This is a genomic window from Brevundimonas sp. NPDC090276 (assembly GCF_044772165.1).
In the GTDB taxonomy this organism is placed as follows: Bacteria; Pseudomonadota; Alphaproteobacteria; order Caulobacterales; family Caulobacteraceae; genus Brevundimonas.
Map to the genome: position 1 here is coordinate 719,589 of NZ_JBIVYK010000002.1, position 20,396 is coordinate 739,984.

General features: G+C 65.2%; 18 protein-coding genes and 2 tRNA genes. 4 read left to right on the top strand and 16 right to left on the bottom strand.

Features of this window, described 5'->3' with window-relative positions:
• Positions 1–14 precede the first annotated feature (14 nt).
• From ACIQTU_RS09320 to ACIQTU_RS09335, 4 genes are all read left to right on the top strand, one after another.
• Positions 15–2,237: a S9 family peptidase gene (locus ACIQTU_RS09320; protein WP_400545677.1), complete on the top strand. Its 2,223-nt coding sequence runs from the start codon at positions 15–17 to the stop codon at positions 2,235–2,237.
• Entirely contained in the window at positions 2,234–2,776 is a 543-nt protein-coding gene (locus ACIQTU_RS09325; RefSeq protein WP_400545680.1) for a GNAT family N-acetyltransferase, read from the top strand. The genes ACIQTU_RS09320 and ACIQTU_RS09325 overlap by 4 nt, the downstream gene beginning before the upstream one ends.
• Positions 2,777–2,875: 99 nt before the next feature.
• Positions 2,876–2,952, top strand: a tRNA-Asp gene (locus ACIQTU_RS09330).
• A 170-nt stretch (positions 2,953–3,122) separates the two neighbouring features.
• A tRNA-Asp gene (locus ACIQTU_RS09335) sits at positions 3,123–3,199 on the top strand.
• A 166-nt stretch (positions 3,200–3,365) separates the two neighbouring features.
• Here ACIQTU_RS09335 and ACIQTU_RS09340 read toward each other — a convergent pair.
• The 16 genes from ACIQTU_RS09340 to ACIQTU_RS09415 form a co-directional block, all read right to left on the bottom strand.
• The gene (locus ACIQTU_RS09340; RefSeq protein ID WP_400545683.1) at positions 3,366–6,941 is read right to left on the bottom strand and encodes a M1 family aminopeptidase; all 3,576 of its coding nucleotides are present in this window, start codon (positions 6,939–6,941) and stop codon (positions 3,366–3,368) included.
• Positions 6,942–6,951: 10 nt separating this feature from the next.
• Positions 6,952–7,845, bottom strand: a complete 894-nt coding sequence (locus tag ACIQTU_RS09345; protein WP_400545686.1) for an ABC transporter ATP-binding protein — start codon at positions 7,843–7,845, stop codon at positions 6,952–6,954.
• 91 nt (positions 7,846–7,936) lie between these two features.
• On the bottom strand, positions 7,937–8,887 hold the full coding sequence (gcvA, locus tag ACIQTU_RS09350; protein ID WP_400545689.1) for a transcriptional regulator GcvA: 951 nt from the start codon (positions 8,885–8,887) through the stop codon (positions 7,937–7,939).
• Complete coding sequence (locus ACIQTU_RS09355) at positions 8,884–9,888, bottom strand: cysteine synthase A (RefSeq protein ID WP_400545692.1); 1,005 nt, start codon at positions 9,886–9,888, stop codon at positions 8,884–8,886. The genes gcvA and ACIQTU_RS09355 overlap by 4 nt, the downstream gene beginning before the upstream one ends.
• Before the next feature lie 67 nt (positions 9,889–9,955).
• Positions 9,956–11,362 carry a dihydrolipoyl dehydrogenase gene (lpdA, locus tag ACIQTU_RS09360; RefSeq protein WP_400545695.1) on the bottom strand — a complete coding sequence of 469 codons (1,407 nt, stop codon included), beginning with the start codon at positions 11,360–11,362 and terminating at the stop codon, positions 9,956–9,958.
• A 2-nt stretch (positions 11,363–11,364) separates the two neighbouring features.
• Positions 11,365–11,844: a glutathione peroxidase gene (locus ACIQTU_RS09365; RefSeq protein WP_400545698.1), complete on the bottom strand. Its 480-nt coding sequence runs from the start codon at positions 11,842–11,844 to the stop codon at positions 11,365–11,367.
• Between the two features lie 15 nt (positions 11,845–11,859).
• Positions 11,860–13,137, bottom strand: a complete 1,278-nt coding sequence (locus tag ACIQTU_RS09370; RefSeq protein ID WP_400545701.1) for a pyruvate dehydrogenase complex dihydrolipoamide acetyltransferase — start codon at positions 13,135–13,137, stop codon at positions 11,860–11,862.
• Positions 13,134–13,442 (bottom strand): DUF5076 domain-containing protein, encoded by a 309-nt coding sequence (locus ACIQTU_RS09375; RefSeq protein ID WP_400545704.1) that lies wholly within the window; start codon positions 13,440–13,442, stop codon positions 13,134–13,136. The genes ACIQTU_RS09370 and ACIQTU_RS09375 overlap by 4 nt, the downstream gene beginning before the upstream one ends.
• On the bottom strand, positions 13,442–13,759 hold the full coding sequence (locus ACIQTU_RS09380) for a DUF5076 domain-containing protein (protein WP_400545707.1): 318 nt from the start codon (positions 13,757–13,759) through the stop codon (positions 13,442–13,444). Before ACIQTU_RS09380 ends, ACIQTU_RS09375 begins: the two co-directional genes overlap by 1 nt.
• Positions 13,756–15,096 carry a pyruvate dehydrogenase complex E1 component subunit beta gene (locus ACIQTU_RS09385; protein ID WP_400545710.1) on the bottom strand — a complete coding sequence of 447 codons (1,341 nt, stop codon included), beginning with the start codon at positions 15,094–15,096 and terminating at the stop codon, positions 13,756–13,758. The genes ACIQTU_RS09380 and ACIQTU_RS09385 overlap by 4 nt, the downstream gene beginning before the upstream one ends.
• 3 nt (positions 15,097–15,099) lie before the next feature.
• Positions 15,100–16,131 carry a pyruvate dehydrogenase (acetyl-transferring) E1 component subunit alpha gene (gene pdhA / locus ACIQTU_RS09390; protein ID WP_400545713.1) on the bottom strand — a complete coding sequence of 344 codons (1,032 nt, stop codon included), beginning with the start codon at positions 16,129–16,131 and terminating at the stop codon, positions 15,100–15,102.
• A 113-nt stretch (positions 16,132–16,244) separates the two neighbouring features.
• Positions 16,245–16,565 carry a septum formation initiator family protein gene (locus ACIQTU_RS09395; RefSeq protein ID WP_400547097.1) on the bottom strand — a complete coding sequence of 107 codons (321 nt, stop codon included), beginning with the start codon at positions 16,563–16,565 and terminating at the stop codon, positions 16,245–16,247.
• Between the two features lie 149 nt (positions 16,566–16,714).
• A complete protein-coding gene (gene eno / locus ACIQTU_RS09400) occupies positions 16,715–17,992 on the bottom strand; it encodes a phosphopyruvate hydratase (RefSeq protein WP_292082758.1) in 1,278 nt (425 codons plus the stop codon).
• Positions 17,993–18,091: 99 nt separating this feature from the next.
• Positions 18,092–18,706: a hypothetical protein gene (locus tag ACIQTU_RS09405; RefSeq protein WP_400545717.1), complete on the bottom strand. Its 615-nt coding sequence runs from the start codon at positions 18,704–18,706 to the stop codon at positions 18,092–18,094.
• A gap of 116 nt (positions 18,707–18,822) precedes the next feature.
• On the bottom strand, positions 18,823–19,005 hold the full coding sequence (gene rpmF, locus ACIQTU_RS09410) for a 50S ribosomal protein L32 (RefSeq protein WP_292082756.1): 183 nt from the start codon (positions 19,003–19,005) through the stop codon (positions 18,823–18,825).
• Positions 19,006–19,275: 270 nt separating this feature from the next.
• Positions 19,276–20,394, bottom strand: coding sequence for an NAD(P)/FAD-dependent oxidoreductase (locus ACIQTU_RS09415; protein WP_400545721.1), 1,119 nt, complete (start codon positions 20,392–20,394; stop codon positions 19,276–19,278).
• Positions 20,395–20,396: the final 2 nt, after the last annotated feature.

Here is a 20,396-nt window from a genome sequence, read left to right on the forward strand (position 1 = left end):
TGGGGAGCCTACTGATGAATCGCCGCGAACTGATCGCCTCGACCGCCGCCGTCGGCCTCGCCGCCGCCTCCCCCGCTTTCGCCCGTTCGACTACCGGAGCCTCGATGTCCCTGCCCCAACCGCCCGTCGCCAAGAAGGTCCCCGTCAGCATCGAGCAGTTGGGCCGCGTCCGCACCGACGACTATCAGTGGATGAAGGACGACAACTGGCAGGCCGTGCTGCGCGACCCGTCGCTGATCAAGGCCGACGTCAAGGAACACCTGACCGCCGAAAACGCCTATCGCGAAGCCATGATGGCCTCGACCCTGCCGCTGCAGGCCGCGATGTTCGAAGAGATGAAGGGCCGCATCAAGGAGGACGACAGCTCCGTCCCCGCCGCCGACGGCGCGTGGGAGTATTTCACGGAATACCGCACCGGCGAGCAGCACCCGCGCTATATGCGGGTCGAGCGTCAGGGGACCTGGATGGTTGACGGCCAGCCCGTGACCAGGAACTTCATCAAGGCCCCGACGCCTCAACTCCTGCTGGACTGCAACGCACTCGCCGAGGGCAAGGCCTATTCCGAGGTCTCGGCTGTCGAGCACAGCCCCGACCACGCCCTGTTCGCCTATGCCGAGGACGCCCAAGGCTCGGAGGTCTTCAAGATTTACGTCAAGGACCTGGCCACCGGCGAGGTGCTTCCCAACCCCATTGAGTCGGCGACCGAGAACTTCACCTTCTCGCCGGACAGCCAGTGGATCTTCTGGACCAACCGCGACGACAACGGCCGTCCGGACAAGATCTTCCGTCGCCCAGCGCGCGGTGGCGAGACCACCCTGGTCTATGAGGAAACCGACGACGGCATGTTCCAGAGCGTCAGCCGCACATCCGACGACGCCTTCATCGTCATCGGCATCGGCAATCAGGAAACCTCGGAAGGGCGCATCATTCCGGGCGCATCCCCGACGGCGACGCCCGTGGTGGTCGAACCCCGCCACGTCGGCCGCCTCTACGACCTGGACCACTGGGGCGACCGCTGGGTGATCCGCACGAACGCCGACGACGCCATCGACTTCAAGGTGGTCGAGGCCCCGACCGCGACGCCCGCCAAGGCGAACTGGAAGGACCTGATCCCGCACACGCCGGGCCGCTTCATCGAGGGCGTGGCCCTGGTGCAGGACTATCTGGGTCGTCAGGAGCGCGCCGACGCCAACACCAGGATCGTCATCCGCGACCGCGCCGGCGCCGAGCATGAGATCGCCGTGGACGAGCCCGCCTACGCCCTGTCGCTGGGCGGCGCGTCGGAGTTCGACACCACGGTCATGCGCTATGGCTACAACTCGCCGTCCACGCCGACGTCGACCTATGACTATGACCTGAAGACCCGCGAACGCACCCTGCGCAAGGTTCAGGAGGTTCCATCCGGCCACAACCCCGCCGACTATGTGGTCGAGCGTCTGAACGCCCCGGCCTCGGACGGCGAACTGGTGCCGGTAACGGTGCTGCGCCGCAAGGACACGCCGGTCGACGGCTCGGCGCCGTTATTGCTCTACGGCTATGGCTCCTACGGCATCCCGATGGCGGCCGGTTTCTCAACCAACCGCCTGTCACTGGTGGACCGCGGCTTCATCTACGCCATCGCCCATATCCGCGGCGGTTCGGATAAGGGCTGGAACTGGTTCCTGACGGCGCGGCGCTTCACCAAGAAGAACACCTTCACCGACTTCATCGCCGCCGCCGACCACCTGATCGCGCGGAACTACACCCGGGCCGGTAATATCGTGGCCGAGGGGCGCTCGGCGGGCGGTCTGCTGATGGGCGCCGTGACCAACATGCGGCCTGAGCTGTGGGCGGGCGTCATCGGCGGCGTGCCCTTCGTCGATGTCATCAACACCATGAGCGACACCTCCCTGCCGCTGACCCCGCCGGAGTGGCCCGAGTGGGGCAACCCGCTCGAGGACGCCGCCGCTTACGACTACATGCTGAGCTACAGCCCCTATGATCAGATCGAGGCCAAGCCCTATCCGGCCCTGCTGGCGACCGGCGGCCTGTCCGATCCGCGCGTCACCTACTGGGAGCCCGAGAAGTGGGTGGCCAAGCTGCGTCCGGCCTCGACCTCGGGCAAGCCGGTGCTGCTGAAGATCAACATGGAGGCGGGCCACTTCGCCTCGTCGGGCCGCTTCGACTATCTGAAGGACATCGCCCACGACTACGCCTTCGCCGTCTGGGCCGTCGAAAAGGGCTGGGAGAAGGCGTGATCATCCGGCCGTTCACGGACGCCGATCTGGCCGCCGTCACGGCCATCTACGCCGACAGCGTGCTGAGCGGTACGGGGACGTTCGAACTGGATGTCCCCACCGCCGACCAGATGGACGCTCGGCTGGCTGTTCCCGCCTCCCTGGGTCTGCCGGTTCTGATCGCCGAGATCGACGGTCAGGTGGCGGGCTACGCCTATGCCGGCCCCTACCGCCTGCGCGCCGCCTATCGCTTCCTGGTCGAGGATTCGATCTATGTGGCCGAGGCGTTTCGCGGACGGGGCGTCGGCAAGGCTCTGCTAGAGGCCCTGCTGAGCGCCTGTGAGGCGCTGGGCATGCGTCAGATGGTGGCGGTGATCGGCGACAGCGCCAATGCTGGCTCCATCGCCCTGCACGCCGCCGCCGGGTTCGAGCACGTCGGTATCTTCCATGCTGCCGGATGGAAGTTCGACGCCTGGCGCGACGTGGTCTTCATGCAGAAGGCGTTGGGCCTTGGTGCGACCGCCGCGCCGGACTCTCCCGGCTTGGATTGCGGTCGCTAGAGGCTGAATTCGCAGCTAATTCCGTCGCTTTCCTACATTGCGCTTGACCGGATCGTGAGTCGCCCTTAATCGGCCCTTCTCCTCCTCGCGGAGGGGAACGCGGGTGTAGCTCAGTTGGTTAGAGTGCCGGCCTGTCACGCCGGAGGTCGCGGGTTCGAGCCCCGTCACTCGCGCCATTCTCTTCAGCGAAGGGAATGGCGCACACCGCCCCTGATACCTTTCATTCAGTTCGATCGCCCTGCTTCGCCAGGTCTCTGCACGCGCTTTTTCGACGTGTCGCATGCTCCTCGCTTGACCGCGGCGTGAGTCGCCCTTATTCGCCCTTACTCCTCCTCGCGGAGGAAACGCGGGTGTAGCTCAGTTGGTTAGAGTGCCGGCCTGTCACGCCGGAGGTCGCGGGTTCGAGCCCCGTCACTCGCGCCATTCCTTTCAGCGAAGGGAATGGCGCACACCGCCCTCTTCAATCTTGGAAATCTGGAACGAACCCGACTTCGGGTAGTCGTATCCATGCGCGCGTTTTTCATGTCGCCGTCATGAAAAAGGGGGAAGGCCACGCCCTCCCCCTCATCCTTTTTGACTTGCCCGCCGATCAGCCGACCGGCTTGACGTTGTCGTCCGAGTTGCGGTCGATCCAGCGATTGTAGGGATCGATCCCCGCAAACGTCGGCTTCTGGTCCGTGACAAAACGGAAGACCTGGGTTCCGCTGCGCAGCGGACGGCGCTCCATCAGCATGACCGACTTCTGGTCGAACGCCCCCTTGCCCGGCTCGGCCGAGAACAGGCCGACGTCGAAGGTTTCGTTCAACGGGGCCTCGGTCTCCTCGCCCTTGCCGTCGGCGTACAGCTTGCGAGCCTCGACCGTCAGGGCGACGTCCCACTTGCCGTCGGCGCGCTTGGTCGCCGTGACCGACTTGGTCTTCACGTCATACAGGGTGATCTTCTCGAACAGGTCGGTGATAAGGCCCTGCTTGTCCGCCGGGGCCTCGGCGCGGAGAGCCGCGACCAGATCCAGCGAACGCGGATAGGGCGCGGACTTGAAGGCGTACTGCGCCAGCAGCCGACGCAGGGCGCGGTTCACCGCCTCCTCGCCGATCTGATCACGCAGCAGGTACATGACCAGGCCGCCCTTCTGATAGTGGATGTACTGCTGGTTCTCGATGCGCAGCAGGGGCATCTCCTCCAGACGCTCCATGCCGCGTGAACGCAGGTAACGGTCCAACTCGTACTTGAGGAAGCGACGGATCTTGTCGGGTCCGTACAGCTTCTCCATCACCATCAGCGCCGAGTATTGCGCCAGGGATTCCGACAGCAGGGTCGAGCCTTGCTGGTCCGAACCCACCACCTGGTGCGCCCACCACTGGTGGCCGACTTCGTGGGCGGTGACGTAGGTGACGTAGTCGATCTTCTCCTCGTCGGTCAGGTCGGCGATGAAGCCGAGGCCTTCCGAATAGGGCATGGTGTTGGCGAAGGCCTGGGCGAAGCTGGCGTAGGCCGGGAACTCGATGATCCGGGCCTGACGGAACTGATACGGGCTGAAGGCCGTGCCGTAGTAGTCCAGCGCCGACTTCATGCCGTTCAGCATGCGCTCGACGTTCCGTTCGTGACCCTTGTGGTAGTAGACGGCCAGTTCGATGGGGCCGTGCTGTTCCTTGGCCACCTGATAATCAGCCGACTGCACCGAGAAGAAGTTCAGCACCGGCGCCTCGGTGACGAAGCGGGCCGTGCGGCGGCCGTCCTTCGTCACGTCCGACACCTTGTAGCCTGGCGCGATCGGCGTCTGATCGGCGACCGTGGTCACGGTGATGTCGGCGTTGACCCAATCGGCGCCGATGTAGTTGTGGCCCCGCGCGCTCTCGTCCTCGAGCTTGGCCATGCGCAGCTCGGCCGGCAGGCCGTGCTTGCGACGCTTCGAACGATCCGACAGCAGGCCGTCGCGGCCCATACCGATGGTCAGGCCGAACTCGCCGTTGTTGACGAAGGTGCCGTTGTCGACGATCCGCGTGGTGTCGCCGCTGTTCTTGAAGCCGCGCTGCTCCAGCACGGTTTCAAAGGCGATGGTACGCTTCTCGCCCGGCTGCATGGGTGTGGCGAAGCGATAGATGCGGTACTCGAACTGCGGCCACTCCTTGGCCACCGTCGCGCCCTGAACATCCAGCCTGGCGATCTTCAGGTCGTCGTTCCAGCGCAGGTGCACCTCGTTGAGCGGCGCACCGGTGCGGTTCTCGATCACATAGCTGCCCTTGGTCGCCAGACGCGGCTGGTGCGGATAGAGGTCCAGGTCCAGCTTGACGTCGGTGATCGAGGGCTGAGGCGTCTTCTCGTACTTCAGCAGGGTCTTCTCATAGTCCGCCATCAGTTGCTCGCGCTGATCGCGGCTGCGGTACTCGTTCCAGACGTTGGTGTTGACGTAGGTGAAGACGCCCAGGGCCACGAAGGCGGTCAGGGCGACGCCGCCGATGACGCCCGCCGGTCCCATCAGGCGACGCGGCAGACGCTTCAGGCGCGGCATGAAGCGCGTCTCCGCGCCTCGACGCCACAGGCCATAGGCGATGACCAGCAGGACGATGGCGAAGGCCGACCAGTAGGCCTGCATCCAGGCGGCGTAACCGGCGAACTTGCCCAGGCCGTTCATGTCCGACAGCGGCATGCCCGTCCCCGAACCATAGCGGTAGAGGATGTGATCGAAGCCCATGTTGGACAGGACGATGGTCGAGATCAGATAGACGACCATGACGGCCCAGCCGACGAACTTGTTCGGCGATAGCGACTGAACAAAGATGGCCAGCACCGCCATCAATGCAAAGCTGATCGACTGGGGCACGACGAACCAGAACAGGTACTTGCCGATCTCGAAGTTGGTGTAGCCCTTGACCGTCTGCACGATCATCCCTGCCAGCGACGCCGCCAGAAGCGTGGAGACCAGCACCAGGATCAGGGCCAGCGTCTTGGGCAGCAGGAAGGTCCAGTCCGGCGTCGCAGTGGAATCGATGATCTCGTGCGTGCGCCGCTCACGGTCGCGCCAGACCAATTCGCCCGAGTAGTAGATGGCGATGATAATGACGACGAGGCCGAACGCGCCGCCCAGGGTCTCGATCACCACGCGCGTCACCAGCAGGATCGGCGCGCCGTAGATCTCGCCCGCGAACAGCAGGGTCGCGATGCTGAAGGCGAAGCCCAGCGCCAGCATGACGAAGTAGGCCGGGCTCTTGAACACCGTCTTCATCTCGAAAACGGTGCGCGAGACCAGTTGCGTCCAGCCGGCCTTGAAGCCGTAGGACGGCGTCGCCAGAGGGGCCACAGGGGCGCTGGCGTCGGGCGAGGCCTCGGCCATGGCCTTCAGCTTCTCCTGCTTGCGCAACTTCGATCCGCGCGGCGACGGGCGATACAGGGGATAGGCGGCGGCCAGGAAGGCCAGGCTGATCCCCAACCACAACAGCTTGTTGCCCAGCAGCAGGCCGGTCAGCGGCGCGTTGATGGTGTTCCGCTCGGCCGCCGTCCAGTATTTGGTCGCCAGACCATAGGCGCCCGCACCGAACGGCTCCAGCCAGGCCACCAGGGTCTCCAGCTCCGGCTTGGAGCCGAACACCGTGGTCGTGGTCATGTAGAGAATGAAGACGCCGACGACGCCGACATAGGTCGCCATCATCGAGCGCGTGACGGTCGCCAGGGTGAAGAAGACCGCCGAGCTGAACAGCAGCCCCGGCAGCCCCATGACAACGAAGCTGTAGAGGTAGTCCAGCGGACGGAGCGGACCGACCGTCTCCTTGTCCACCCAGGGCATCAGCGTGCCGATCAGAATGCCCAGCGCCACGCTCAGGAAGGCCAGGGCCACGACGGCGAAGGCGCCGAGGAAACGGCCGTAGAGGTAGTCGAACTTCGACAACCGGCTGGACTGGATCATGGGACCGAAGCCCGTCGTGGCGTCACGCACCACGACGTTGGCGACGATGGCCGTCGTCGCCAGCATGAAGAAGAGGTTGAAGGCCAGATGCGCCTGCGCGATCGCATAGGGCGCGTTCTTCAGGACGTTGCCGCCCGTGCCCAGGCTGACGTTCGGACTGGCGACCAGGCCGAAACTCAGCAGGAAAAAGAGGATGGAAATGACCCAGAAGGCGGGCTGGCGAAGCTGATAGCGGAACTCGAAGGCCGCGACTTTCCCGAACATGATCCGGGCCTCAGGCGGCTTGAGCGACGGCCGGGCGACGCGAAGCGGCCAGGGTCGAGAAATAGACGTCCTCCAGACCGCCCGAAGCCGGCTCGAAGCCTTCGCCCGGCCTGGCGTCGGCCAGGACATGGATCACGGTTTGGCCGGCGAACAGACGCGTCGAGATGACCTCGAAACGAGCGCGATGTTCCGGCAGCGCCTCCTTGGCGATGGCCTTCTTCCATACGCGACCAGCCATCTGCTTCATCAACTCCAGCGGCGCGCCCTCCAGTTGGATCTTGCCGCCCGCCAGCACCGCCATGCGCGGGCACAGGTCGGCCACGTCCTCGACGATGTGGGTCGACAGGATGACCACCACGTTCTCGCCGATCTCGGCCAGCAGGTTGAGGAAGCGATTGCGTTCTTCCGGGTCCAGACCGGCGGTGGGCTCATCGACGATGATCAGGCGCGGGTTGCCGATCAGGGCCTGGGCGATGCCGAAGCGCTGGCGCATCCCGCCCGAGAAGCCGGCCAGGGCCTTCTTGCGGACGCTCCACAGATTGACCTGGTTCAGCAGGGCCTCGACCGTCTGCTTGCGCTCCTTGCCGTCGGCGATGCCCTTCAGCACCGCCATATGGTCCAGCATGTCGTAGGCCGAGACGCGCGGATAGACGCCGAAGTCCTGGGGCAGATAACCCAGGGTGCGACGCAGCAGCTCTGGCTGTCGGATCACGTCGATGTCGCCGAAGCGGATCTCGCCCGAGGTCGGACTCTGCAGGGTGGCGATCGTCCGCATCAGCGTCGACTTGCCCGCCCCGTTCGGTCCCAACAGGCCGAACATCCCTGTCGGGATCGTCAGACTGACGTCGTCCAGAGCCCGTGTCCCGTTGCCGTAGACATGGACCAGATTGTTGATGGTCAGCATGAGCGCCCCCGCGTGTAAAAGGTGCTTTACGCTGACGGATTCAACGCCTGCTCTTCAAGTTACAAATCGGACAGAAAACGTCTCTCAACGATCAGAGATCGTCCACGCGCTGTTCCGCGGCCTGCACCTCTTCCTTCATCCAGCGGACGAAGGCACGGGCTGGTTCTGACGCGCCGCTGCGGCGCGTCAGGACGTGATAGGCCAACTCGGTGGCCAGGGCGCCGTCGGCGAAGGGCGAGACCAGACGCCCCGACGCCAGATCGTCAGCCACGAAGGCATAGGGCGCCAGGGCCACGCCTTGACCGTGGGCGGCGGCTTCAATGGCCAGCGCCGTCTGATCGAAGCGCGGCCCGGCCGCGGCGTCGACTGCATCCACACCCCTCGCCTTCAGCCAGGCGGCCCAGTCGGGGCGCGGCTCTTCCAGTTCACCGGCACGGAGATGGATGAGGACGTGGTGCGCCAGATCGGCAGGACGTTTCAGCGCCTTGGGTCCTGTCAGCAGAGCCGGGCTGCACACCGGGGTTACATCCGCCGACAGGAGGCGTTCGGAGCGGACGCCGGCATAGTCGCCGCGACCGTAGCGAACCGCCACATCCACCCGTCCGCCGCCGACATCGGCCAGCCGCATGTCCGCCGACATCCAGACTTCGACCTCCGGGTGGGCCGCCGCGAACCGGGCGATGCGCGGGGCCAGCCATTTGGCGGCGAAGGACGGCGGCACGCTGACTGCGAGCGCATGGCGACGGTCCGGGCGGTACAACAGATCCCCTGCCCGCTTCAGATAGTCGAAGCCGTCGTGCAGCAGCGGATAGAGCTCGGCGCCCAGATCGGTCAGGGCGATCTGACGCCCCTCGCGATGGAAAAGGGGCGCGCCCGCGTGCTCCTCCAGAGTACGGATCTGCTGGCTGATGGCGCCAGGCGTGACCGACAGTTCCTCTGCGGCGCGGGTGATGTTCAGACGACGCGCCGCGGCCTCGAACGCCTTCAGCGCGTTCAGGGGCGGGATGCGGCTGTCGACCGAGGCCTCCCTCTTGCGGCTCATCGGTTCAGCCACGCGGGCGTCGGCAGGCCGCGCGCAGTCAGGAAGGCCGGATCATAGACCTTGCTGGCGTAGCGCTGACCGGAATCGCACAGGACGGAGACGATGGTCTTGCCTGGACCCAGGTCGCGGGCCATGCGGATGGCGCCGGCGATATTGACCCCGCTGGACGGCCCCAGCGACAGGCCCTCGTGCTGCACCAGGTCGAACAGGATGGGCAGGAACTCCGCGTCCTCAATCCGATAGGGATGATCGACCGACAGACCGTCCAGATTGCCGGTGATGCGATTTACCCCGATGCCCTCGGTGATCGAGCTGCCCTCGCCTTTCAGCACGCCCTCGGTGAACCAGCTGTAGAGGGCGGCGCCTGGCACGTCGGCCAACCCTATCGCGATCTCGGGCTTCTGCTCCCGCAGATAGGCTGCACATCCGGCCAGCGTCCCGCCCGATCCGACGGCGCAGATGAAGCCGTCGATATTCCCGTCCGTCTGCTTCCAGATTTCCGGCGCCGTGCCTTCGTAGTGAGCCTCGCGGTTGGCCGGATTGTCGAACTGATCGGCGTAGAAGGCGCCGTTCGGCTCGCTCTCGTTTAGTTCCTCGGCCAGGCGGCGCGAGAAGTGCACGAAGTGATTGGGGCTGGCGAAGGGGGCCGGATCGACCTCGATCAGACGCGCGCCGTGCAGGCGGACCGCCCGCTTCTTCTCGTCCGTCTGGCTGCGCGGCATGACGATGACGACCGGGTGGCCCAGAGCCGCCCCGACCAGGGCCAGGCCGATGCCGGTATTGCCCGCCGTGCCCTCGACGATGACGCCGCCGGGCTTCAGTGCGCCGGACGCCCGCGCCTTGCGAATGATGCTGAGCGCCGCGCGGTCCTTGATCGAACCGCCGACGTTCATGAACTCGGCCTTGCCCAGGATTTCACAGCCCGTCAGCTCCGACGCGCGCTTGAGGCGCACCAAGGGCGTATTGCCGATCAGGCCAAGAACATCAGGCACGACGATCATGGAAAATCCGAACCGTGGAGAAGGGAGTGATCCTCTTAGCCACAGTTCAGATTTTCTAACAACCGGATCAGATGTGGATGACGCGTCCGTAGGCGTCCAGAGCCGCCTCGTGCATGGCTTCCGACATGGTCGGGTGCGGATAGACGATGCCGTGGATGTCTTCCTCGGTCGCTTCCATGGTGATGGCGGTGACGTAGCCCTGGATCATTTCCGTGACTTCGTGGCCGATCATGTGAGCGCCGATCAGGGCGCCGGTCTTGGCGTCGAAGATGACCTTGACGAAACCGTCGACCTCGCCCGCCGCCACGGCCTTGCCGTTCACGCGGAACGGGAAGCGGCCGATCTTGACCTCGCGCTTTTCGGCGCGCGCGCCCTGCTCGGTGACGCCGACCGAGGCGACCTGCGGCTGGGCGTAGGTGCAGCCGGCGATGGGCGAATGGACGTTCGGCGTCTTGTAGGCGGCGATGTGCTCGGCGGCGTGGATGCCTTCGTGCGACGCCTTGTGCGCCAGCCAGGGGGCGCCGGCGCAGTCGCCGATGGCGTACAGACCCTTCACGTTGGTCTGGCAGTGGCTGTCGGTCTTGATGTGGCCACGGTCCAGTTCGACGCCCAGCGCCTCCAGCCCGATGCCGTCGGTATTGGCGGTGATGCCGACGGCCGAGATGCAGACCTCGGCCTCCAGCGTCTCGGCCTTGCCGTTCACTTCAACAGCGACCTTCACGCCGTTGGCATCCTTGGACACCTTCGTGACCTTGGCGCCGACCTTGAACTTGATGCCGCGCTTCTCGAACGACTTCTGCGCGGCCTTGGACACCTCTTCGTCCTCGACCGGCATGATCCGCTCGACGGCTTCCACCACGGTCACTTCAGCGCCCAGGGCGCGATAGAAGCTGGCGAACTCGATGCCGATGGCGCCCGAGCCGATGACGACGAAGGTTTTGGGCAGTTTCTTCGGCGCCAGGGCGTCGCGATAGGCCCAAATCTTGTCGCCGTCGGCTTCCAGACCGATCTGCGGCAGGGCGCGGGCGCGGGCGCCGACGGCCAGCATGACGGTCTTGGCTTCGATGGCGCGCGTGCCGCCGGCCTTCAGGGCGACGACGACCTTGGGTGCCGCCGCGCCCTTTTCGAGCGTGGCCGAACCTTCGATCACCTCGATCTTGTTCTTCTTCATCAGGAAGCCGATGCCCTTGTTCATCGTCGCCGCGACCCCGCGCGAGCGCTGGATGATGGCGTCGAAGTCAAAGGAGGCGCCCGTCGCCGACAGGCCGTATTCCTTGAGGTGGCTCAGGCTCTCGAACTTCTCGCCCGACTTCAACAGGGCCTTGGTCGGGATACAGCCCCAGTTCAGGCAAATGCCGCCCAGATTCTCGCGCTCTACGATGGCGACCTTCAGGCCCAGTTGGCTGGCGCGGATCGCCGCGACGTAGCCGCCGGGGCCCGAACCGATGACGACGAGATCGAATTCAGCAGCCATGGTCAGATCAACTTCTCGATGTCGGCCTTGATGGCCGCGGGTTCAGTCTGGGGCGAATAGCGCGCGACGACGCGGCCTTCGCGGTCGGTCAGGAACTTGGTGAAGTTCCACTTGATGTTCTGGGAGCCAAAGAATCCGCGCTTCTGCCGGGTCAGCCAGGCGTAGAGCGGGTGCCGGTTCGGTCCGTTGACCTCCACCTTGTCGAACAGGGGGAAGCTGACGTCGAAGCTTGTGGCGCAGAAGGCGGCGATTTCCGCCGCCCTGCCCGGCTCCTGAGCGCCGAACTGGTTGCAGGGAAAGCCCAGCACCTGGAACGGCGCATCGGCGAAGTCGCGGTGCAGCTTCTCCAGCCCGTCATACTGACCGGTGAAGCCGCACTTGGACGCCGTATTGACGATCAGCAGCGCCTGACCGCGATAGCGATCCAGCGCCACGTCCGTGCCGTTGATGGCGCGGGCGGAGAAGTCATAAACCGAGGTCATGACTTCACCCTCCCCTTAGGCCAGCATCGCCACGGGATCTTCGATCAGCGGCTTGAACGCTTGCAGGAAGCGAGCGCCCGTTGCGCCGTCGACCACCCGGTGATCGCAGGTCAAGGTCACAGTCATGACCGTGGCCACGGCCAGTTGCCCGTCCTTGACGACCGGACGTTGCTCGCCAGCGCCCACGCTCATGATGCAGCCCTGCGGCTCATTGATGATCGAGGTGAACTGCTTGATGCCGAACATGCCCAGGTTGGACACCGAGAAGGTGCCGCCCTGGAACTCTTCGGGCTTCAGCTTGCGTTCGCGGGCGCGCTTGGCCAGGTCCTTGGACTCGGTCGCGATCTGCGCCAGCCCCTTGGTCTCGGCCTTCTTGATGATCGGCGTGATCAGGCCGCCGTCGATCGCCACCGCCATCGAGACGTCGGCGTTGTGGTGCATGGCGATGCCTTCGGGCGTGTAGGAGGCGTTCGCCTCCGGCACCATCTTCAGGGCCAGGGCCGCGGCCTTGATGACGAAGTCGTTGACCGAGACCTTGATGCCCTGCGGCTCCAGCATCTTGTTCACCTTCGCGCGGACGGCCATCAGCTGGTCGATCTCGACGTCGATGAAGAGCGGGAAGTGCGGGACGTTCTGGATGCTGTCGACCATGCGACGCGCCACAGCCTTCTTCATCCCGTCCAGCGGGATCAGGTCATAGCTGCCGTCCGGGATACCCATCTGGGCCAGCGACGGAGCCTGACGCGGGGCGATGCCCGAGGTCGCGGCGGCGGCCGCCGTCGCAGCCGGTTGAGCGGCGCTCTTCGGCGCTCCCTCGACGTCGCGCTTGACGATACGACCGTGCGGGCCAGTGCCCTTGATCGACTTCAGATCGACGCCGTTCTGGGCGGCGATGCGACGGGCCAAGGGCGAGGCGAAAATGCGCTCGCCGCTGACCGACTTCGGCGCGGCCGGCGCCGGAGCGACCGGCGCACCAGCCTTGGGCACTTCAGCAGGAGCGGCCTCGGCCTTCGGAGCTTCAACCTTGGTGGCGGGCGCAGGTGCAGCCGCGCCGCCCTCGTCCTTCAGGCGGGCGATCGGGGTGTTGACCTTTACGCCTTCGGTGCCTTCAGCCACCAGGATGTCGGTGACTTCGCCTTCATCGACAGCCTCGACTTCCATCGTGGCCTTGTCGGTCTCGATCTCGGCGATCACGTCGCCGGCGGAGACGACGTCCCCGACCTTGACGTGCCACTTGGCCAGAACGCCCTCTTCCATGGTCGGCGACAGGGCCGGCATCAGGATGTCAGTCATTGTGCGGGCTCCGTCTTGGCGGTCGCTGAGGCTTGGGCGTGCGCCTTGTCCCAGCTATCGCAGATGGATTTAAACGCCGCAGCCTGATCGAAGCCGTGGTGTTCAGCATATGCATGGGAATAGTGCCAGGCCAGCTCAGCCAGCACGACGCCGATATTGCCCGGCTCCGCGAGAGCAGGCCGGATGTTCATGATCGGGCCCGTGCCGTTCCACCAGACGCGAGCCAGTTCGATAACCTGATCCTCGGGAGCGTTCAGGCCCTCGGGGATCGGCAGGGAGCGTTGTTCCAGAGCGGCGGCGTCCATCAGGCGTTCCCCTTCGCTTGAACCGAGGGCTCAGCCACGGTCTGCACATTGTCTGCTTTCACGACGTCAGACAGGCCCTGAAGAATGCGGTTGTAGGCTTCGCGTTCGTTGTGGCCATGGCGCACAGCATAGCCATGCGCCATATGGCGCGCAGCATAGGCCAGCATCTGACCAAACTGCATCGGGTCATTGAAGGCCGGCTTCACCGACATGACCGGCTCGTTCTTCGACCACCACATCCGCAGCACTTCGATGGCCTGCGGGTCGCCAGCAACGCTGTCCGGCGTCGTCAGTTGAAACTCGGACGAACCACTCACGCCATCACCTGCTTCACAGCCGCGACGATCTTGTCCACGCCCGGCAGCGACAGCACTTCCAGGTTGGCGGCGTAGGGCAGCGGCACGTCTTCCTGGTGCACGCGCAGCGGCGGAGCATCCAGGTAGTCGAAGGCGTGTTCGATCACGCGGGCCACCACCTCGGCGCCGACGCCCATCGGACCCCAGCCTTCTTCGGCCGAGACCAGGCGGCTGGTCTTCTTAACGCTTTCGACGATGGTTTCATGGTCCAGCGGACGCAGGGTGCGCAGGTCGATGACCTCGGCCTCGATGCCTTCCTCCGCCAGCTTCTCGGCGGCCTGGAGGGCGAAACCGACCATGCGGGCGTGGGCCGTGATGGTGACGTCCTTGCCTTCGCGACGGACCTTGGCCTTGCCTATCGGCAGGACATAGTCGTCGCCTTCCGGCACGTCGAACTCGGTGCCGTACAGCATTTCGTGTTCGAGGAAGACGACCGGGTTCGGGTCGCGGATCGCTGCTTTCAGCAGGCCCTTGGCGTCAGCCGCGTCATAAGGCGCGATGACCTTCAGCCCCGGAATTTGGGCGTACCAGGCCGAGTAGTCCTGGCTGTGCTGGGCGCCGACGCGGCTGGCCGCGCCGTTGGGACCACGGAAGACGATGTCCGCGCGGATCTGACCGCCCGACATGTAGAGGGTCTTGGCGGCCGAGTTGATGATGTGGTCGATCGCCTGCATGGCGAAGTTGAACGTCATGAACTCGACGATCGGCTTCAGGCCCGCCATGGCGGCGCCGACGCCGAGGCCGGCGAAGCCGTGCTCGGTGATCGGGGTGTCGATGACGCGCTGGTCGCCGAATTCCTGCAGCAGGTCGCGGCTGACCTTGTAGGCGCCCTGATACTGGGCGACTTCCTCGCCCATCAGGAAGACACGGTCGTCACGACGCATTTCCTCGGCCATGGCGTCGCGCAGGGCGTCGCGCACGGTCGTCTTGACCAGCTTGGCGTCGGCCGGGATTTCCGGGTCGCGCAGTTCGACCTTGGGCGCAGCCGGAGCCGCAGCGACCGGAGCCGCAGCGGCGGCAGGCGCGGCCTCGGCCTTGGGTGCGGGCGCAGGGGCGCTGTCTTCGCCGGCCAGACGCGCGATAGGCGTATTGACCTTCACGTTCTCGGAACCCTCGGCGACGAGAATCTCCAGCACTTCGCCTTCATCGACGGCTTCGACTTCCATCGTCGCCTTGTCGGTTTCGATCTCGGCGATCACCTGGCCGGCCGACACGGTGTCGCCTGCCTTGATGTGCCACTTGGTCAGCGTGCCCTCTTCCATCGTGGGGGACAGCGCCGGCATCAGAATGTCGGTCACGGATCAGGCCTCCACGTAGACGTCAGTATAGAGCTCGGACGGATCCGGCTCAGGGCTTTCCTGTGCGAACTGCACGGCTTCGGCGACGATGGCTTTCACCTCGTTGTCGATGGCCTTCAGCTCTTCCTCGGTCGCCTTGGCGGCGGCGAGCAGCATCTTCAGGTGATCAATCGGGTCGCGGGTCTTCTTGACCTCATCGACCTCTTCCTTGGTGCGGTACTTGGCCGGGTCCGACATGGAGTGGCCGCGGTAGCGGTAGGTCTTCACCTCGAGGATGTACGGACCTTCACCGGCGCGAGCGCGGGCCACGGCACGGGCTGCAGCGTCGCGAACGGCCAGAACGTCCATGCCGTCGACCTGCTCACCCGGGATGCCAAAGCTGGCGCCCCGCATGTAGAGCTCGGTCGTGGACGACGAGCGTTCGATGCTCGTGCCCATGGCGTACTGATTGTTCTCGATGATGTAGATGGCCGGCAGCTTCCACAGCTGGGCCATGTTGAAGCTCTCGTAGACCTGCCCCTGGTTCGAGGCGCCGTCGCCGAAATAGACGAACGAGACGCTGTCATCGCCGCGGTACTTGCCCGCGAAGGCCAGGCCGGTGCCCAGCGCCACCTGGGCGCCGACGATGCCGTGACCGCCATAGAAGCCGGTCGGCACGTCGAACATGTGCATCGAACCGCCCTTGCCCTTGGACGAGCCGCCGATGCGACCGGTCAGCTCGGCCATGACGGCGTTCGGGTCCATGCCCGCGGCCAGCATGTGGCCGTGGTCGCGGTAGCCGGTGATGATCTTGTCGTAGCCTTGCTTGACGCTCTCCTGAACGCCCACCGCCACGGCTTCCTGGCCGATGTAGAGGTGGCAGAAGCCGCCGATCAGGCCCATGCCGTACAGCTGGCCCGCGCGCTCCTCGAAGCGGCGGATGAGGACCATCTCGCGGTAGAAGCGCAGCAGGTCTTCTTTCGAGGCCTGAGGCGTGTTCGGAATCTTGGTGTCGCCCGCGCTGGGCGAGGTTTTCTGAGCGGCGGCTTTCGCCATCCGGCATCTCCCGGCTGCGCCCCCATTTTCAGGGACTCTTATCGTTACGGAAAGGGGCTTTAGCAGCCTTCGTTCCCGAAACGCAAAGAAGCCAGCCAGGCTGTAACAATAGTTCAGGAGGTTTGGATCGCCTCAGAGTTGTGCGCAGCAGGGGCGCTTAGGCGAACTACGTAGTCGCGCGGATCGGCAAAGCCGAGCACCGCCCTCGCCCGCTCTTCCAGCAAGTCCTTTGACAGACTCTCGGTCCGCAAATAGCGCACGCGAACCTCCAGGTCCCGACGCTGCTCGGTCAGGTGCGCCAGTTGGGCTTCGCGCTTGGCGAGAAGCGCGTCGCGCTCGCCGCCGCTCAGCAGGCCGCGCTGCCCGGTCAGGGCCTGAACGCCCAGATAGACGATCAGGAACAGCAGGAACGCGGACGGAAGATAGGGCTTCATCTGCTCGGGCACGACTGACGCTCCTTCTGAGCGCAAACACGGTTTCCTGATCCTGACCGAAAATGCCTAACGAACCGTAGCTTGGCCGCAATTGCGAACGCCGCCCCCGAGCTTCGGAGGCGGCGTCGCGAGCGTCCTTGCGAGAAGACTTATTTCAGCAGCATGCCATCGCCGAAATAGGCCGCCTGATCGCCCAGCATCTCTTCGATGCGCAGCAGCTGGTTGTACTTGGCCGTACGGTCAGAGCGGGCCAGCGAACCGGTCTTGATCTGACCGCAGTTGGTGGCGACAGCCAGGTCGGCGATGGTCGAGTCCTCGGTCTCGCCCGAACGGTGGCTCATCACCGAGGTGTAGCCGGCGCGGTGAGCCATATCGACGGCGTCCAGGGTCTCGGACAGGGTGCCGATCTGGTTGACCTTGATCAGGATGGAGTTGGCCAGGCCTTCGCCGATGCCCGCAGCCAGACGGCGCGGGTTGGTCACGAACAAGTCATCGCCGACCAGCTGAACGCGGTCGCCCAGACGGTCCGTCAGCAGCTTCCAACCGTCGAAGTCATCCTCGGCGCAGCCGTCCTCGATCGAAACGATGGGGAAGCGCTCGACCAGATCAGCCAGGTAGCCGACCATGCCGTCTGCGTCGAAGGACTTGCCCTCGCCCGTCAGGTTGTACTTGCCGTTCTTGAAGAACTCGGTCGAGGCGACGTCGAGGCCCAGGTGGAAGTCCTCGCCCGCCAGATAGCCGGCGGCCTGACCCGCCTTGGTGATGAAGGCTAGGGCTTCTTCAGCCGAGGCCAGATTCGGGGCGAAGCCGCCCTCGTCGCCGACGTTGGTGTTGTGACCCGCGTCCTTCAACGCCTTCTTCAGGGCGTGGAAGATTTCAGCGCCCATGCGCAGGGCGTCCGAGAAGCTGTCGGCGCCGGTCGGCAGGATCATGAACTCCTGGATGTCGATCGGATTGTCGGCGTGGGCGCCGCCGTTGATGATGTTCATCATCGGGGTCGGCAGGATGCGGGCCGAGACGCCGCCGATGTAGCGGTGCAGCGGCAGGTTCGAGCTGATGGCGCTGGCCTTGGCCGCAGCCAGAGACACGCCGAGGATGGCGTTGGCGCCCAGGCGGCCTTTGTTCTCGGTGCCGTCCAGCTCGATCAGGGCTTCATCCAGACGGCGCTGATCTTCAGCATCCATGCCGCTGAGGGCGTCGAAGATCTCCCCGTTGACCGCGTCGACCGCCTTCTGGACGCCCTTGCCGCCCCACATGTCCATGTCGCCGTCACGCAGTTCGACAGCTTCGTGTGCGCCGGTCGAGGCGCCCGACGGGACAGCGGCGCGGCCAAAGCTGCCGTCCTCCAGGGTCACGTCGACTTCGACCGTCGGATTGCCCCGGCTGTCGATGATCTGGCGGGCGACGATGTCGGCGATGTCGGTCATGAGGTAGGCGCTCTGTCAGGAGAGGAAGGGTGCAACGGCCGGTTTAGACCAGCCGTCGCCGAATCGCCACCGGGCGACGCGCCTTCCCTGACTTCAGCCTTAGCTGCAGCCTTCAACGTTCTGGATGCTGGGGCCGCCCGCATGGATAAAGGCCACCTTGCCGTCCTGTCCGATCTCGTACACCAGCCCCCGCGCTGTCGGGTCCGTGACATAGGCGCCCTGCAACTGAGGCTTGCCTGGCCAGATGGTGACATAGGCCGAGGGCGCGCCCTCATACTTGTGCGGCGTCACGGTGGCGGCGGCGCCATAGCGGGCCTTCAACTGCTCCCCGTCATAGCCGACGACGACGCCGTCCTCGGTCTTGACGGTCGAGCCCTTTATGGCGGTCAGCCGCGTCAGAACCCCATCTTCCACCATGACCAGCAGGCCCTCGGGCACTCGCGGCGGATGATAATAGCGGCATTCCGACGGTGCGGCCTCGGCTGCATTGGCGGGAGGCGGTCCGACCGCCGCGTCCACCTCGGCCTGGGTCATGCCGATCTTCAGCGGACCATAGCCCAGCGGCGTCAGCACGGCAGCCGAGGCGGCGTCGGCTGCCGTCGCCGGAGCGGCGGCATCGGGGGCTTTCGCGTCCGGCGTTTTGGCGTTTTCTGGCGCGTTACAGGCGGCCAGGGCCAGCATGGCGACGGAACTGAAGACGGCGTTGCGGATCATGCAGAGTGCTCCATGGGTTCAGCTTCACCGCACACAACGCACAAAAACGGCGCGCGATGTCATCGCGCGCCGCTAAAATCTATCGTCCGGCCGAAGCCGAAGCCGAAATGAAGACCTTAGTCTTCCTTCGGCGTCATGACCTGACGGCCTTTGTACATGCCGGTCTTCAGGTCGATGTGGTGCGGACGGCGCAGTTCGCCGGTGTCCTTGTCTTCCACATAGGAGTTGGCGCCCAGGGCGTCGTGAGCACGACGCATGTTGCGACGCGAGGGGGATACTTTGCGCTTCGGAACGGCCATGTCCGTCTCAATCTCTAAGTCGGTGCGCCGTGAAGACGCGAAAACATACAGTAGCGGCCCCCCGATAAGAGCCGCCACGCGAGGGCGGGCTTATGCATGAAGACGCCGTCGATTTCAAGGGCGTCCGTCGGATGAGCCTCGCTTGACGATGCACACCCAATTTTCTCAGCCAATACGGCTGTTTCGGGGCCGAAAAGCGCACAGATGAACGAGGAAGCCTCGCCGCGACCGCGACGCCGACTACAGCGATCAGACCAAAGTGATTCGCACTCAGGCCTTCATCAGGACCTCAGCCACCGCCTCGCCGATGGCCAGTGAACTGGTCAGGCCGGGGCTCTCGATGCCGAACAGGGCCATCAGGCCGTCGATGCCGTGATGTTCGCACCCGTGCAGCTGGAAATCCGGCTGCTGCTCGTCCGGTCCGTGGATCTTGGGACGGATGCCAGCGTAGTCGGGCGTCAGCCGCTCGACCGTTACGCCCGGCCAGAAGCGGCGGATATAGAGGGCGAACCCCTCTGCCTTGGCCGGGTCCACCGAATAGTCCTCGGTTTCCACATAGGTCAGGTCCGGGCCGAACACCCCCTGCCCGCCCAGGTCCTTGCGGTAGTGGGTGCCCAGCGCCCCGGCGATGGGCGGCGGATAGATCAGACGATTGAACGGCGCAGGCCCCGTCAGACGGAAATAGATCCCTTTGCCCAGATGGCGCGCCGGGATGTCAGCGTCCGGATAGCCGTCGATGGCGGCGGCCACGCTCTGGGCCGACAGGCCCGGCGCCGTAACCAGCAGACGGGTGGTCAACACAGCCCCACCCTCTCCGCCCGCAGTGACGCGAAAGCCACCGCCAGGCAGAGGGTCGGCGCGTTCAAACGGCGTGGAGACGACGACCGAGCCGCCCGCGTCCTCGATCTCGCCCTGCAGGGCCAGCATGTAGTCGTGACTGGCGAAGACGCCGCTCTCAGGCGACAGGATGGCGGCATGGGCGTTCAATTCGGGCTCCAGCGCCCGCGCCTGGGCGCCGGTCAGATGCTCCAGACCCTCAACGCCGTTGGTCGTCGCCTGTTCAAAGATAGCCTCGATCCGCTCGACCTCGGCTTCCTCGGTCGCCACGACCAGCTTGCCGCATTTCCAGTGGTCGATCTTGTGGCTGCTCAAAAAGTCATAGAGGGCGCGCCGCCCCTCGACGCAGAACTTCGCCTTCAGCGAGCCGGTCGGATAGTAGAGCCCGCCGTGGATGACCTCGGAGTTGCGCGAGGAGACGCCCTGACCGATGTGGGGCTCACTCTCCAGCACCAAGACCGACAAGCCACGCTTCGCCAGCGCCCGCCCGCAGGCCAGCCCCACAGCCCCCGCCCCCACGACCGTCGCATCGAAGTCGAAAGGCGCAGTCATGA

Bases quoted from the DNA above. Each gene is read 5' to 3' on its own strand.
- ACIQTU_RS09320 (WP_400545677.1), top strand. From the start codon at position 15: ATGAATCGCCGCGAACTGATCGCCTCGACCGCCGCCGTCGGCCTCGCC.
- ACIQTU_RS09340 (WP_400545683.1), bottom strand. From the start codon at position 6,941: ATGTTCGGGAAAGTCGCGGCCTTCGAGTTCCGCTATCAGCTTCGCCAG.
- ACIQTU_RS09345 (WP_400545686.1), bottom strand. From the start codon at position 7,845: ATGCTGACCATCAACAATCTGGTCCATGTCTACGGCAACGGGACACGG.
- gcvA (WP_400545689.1), bottom strand. From the start codon at position 8,887: ATGAGCCGCAAGAGGGAGGCCTCGGTCGACAGCCGCATCCCGCCCCTG.
- ACIQTU_RS09355 (WP_400545692.1), bottom strand. From the start codon at position 9,888: ATGATCGTCGTGCCTGATGTTCTTGGCCTGATCGGCAATACGCCCTTG.
- lpdA (WP_400545695.1), bottom strand. From the start codon at position 11,362: ATGGCTGCTGAATTCGATCTCGTCGTCATCGGTTCGGGCCCCGGCGGC.
- ACIQTU_RS09365 (WP_400545698.1), bottom strand. From the start codon at position 11,844: ATGACCTCGGTTTATGACTTCTCCGCCCGCGCCATCAACGGCACGGAC.
- ACIQTU_RS09370 (WP_400545701.1), bottom strand. From the start codon at position 13,137: ATGACTGACATCCTGATGCCGGCCCTGTCGCCGACCATGGAAGAGGGC.
- ACIQTU_RS09375 (WP_400545704.1), bottom strand. From the start codon at position 13,442: ATGGACGCCGCCGCTCTGGAACAACGCTCCCTGCCGATCCCCGAGGGC.
- pdhA (WP_400545713.1), bottom strand. From the start codon at position 16,131: ATGGCGAAAGCCGCCGCTCAGAAAACCTCGCCCAGCGCGGGCGACACC.
- ACIQTU_RS09395 (WP_400547097.1), bottom strand. From the start codon at position 16,565: ATGAAGCCCTATCTTCCGTCCGCGTTCCTGCTGTTCCTGATCGTCTAT.
- eno (WP_292082758.1), bottom strand. From the start codon at position 17,992: ATGACCGACATCGCCGACATCGTCGCCCGCCAGATCATCGACAGCCGG.
- ACIQTU_RS09405 (WP_400545717.1), bottom strand. From the start codon at position 18,706: ATGATCCGCAACGCCGTCTTCAGTTCCGTCGCCATGCTGGCCCTGGCC.
- rpmF (WP_292082756.1), bottom strand. From the start codon at position 19,005: ATGGCCGTTCCGAAGCGCAAAGTATCCCCCTCGCGTCGCAACATGCGT.
- ACIQTU_RS09415 (WP_400545721.1), bottom strand. From the start codon at position 20,394: ATGACTGCGCCTTTCGACTTCGATGCGACGGTCGTGGGGGCGGGGGCT.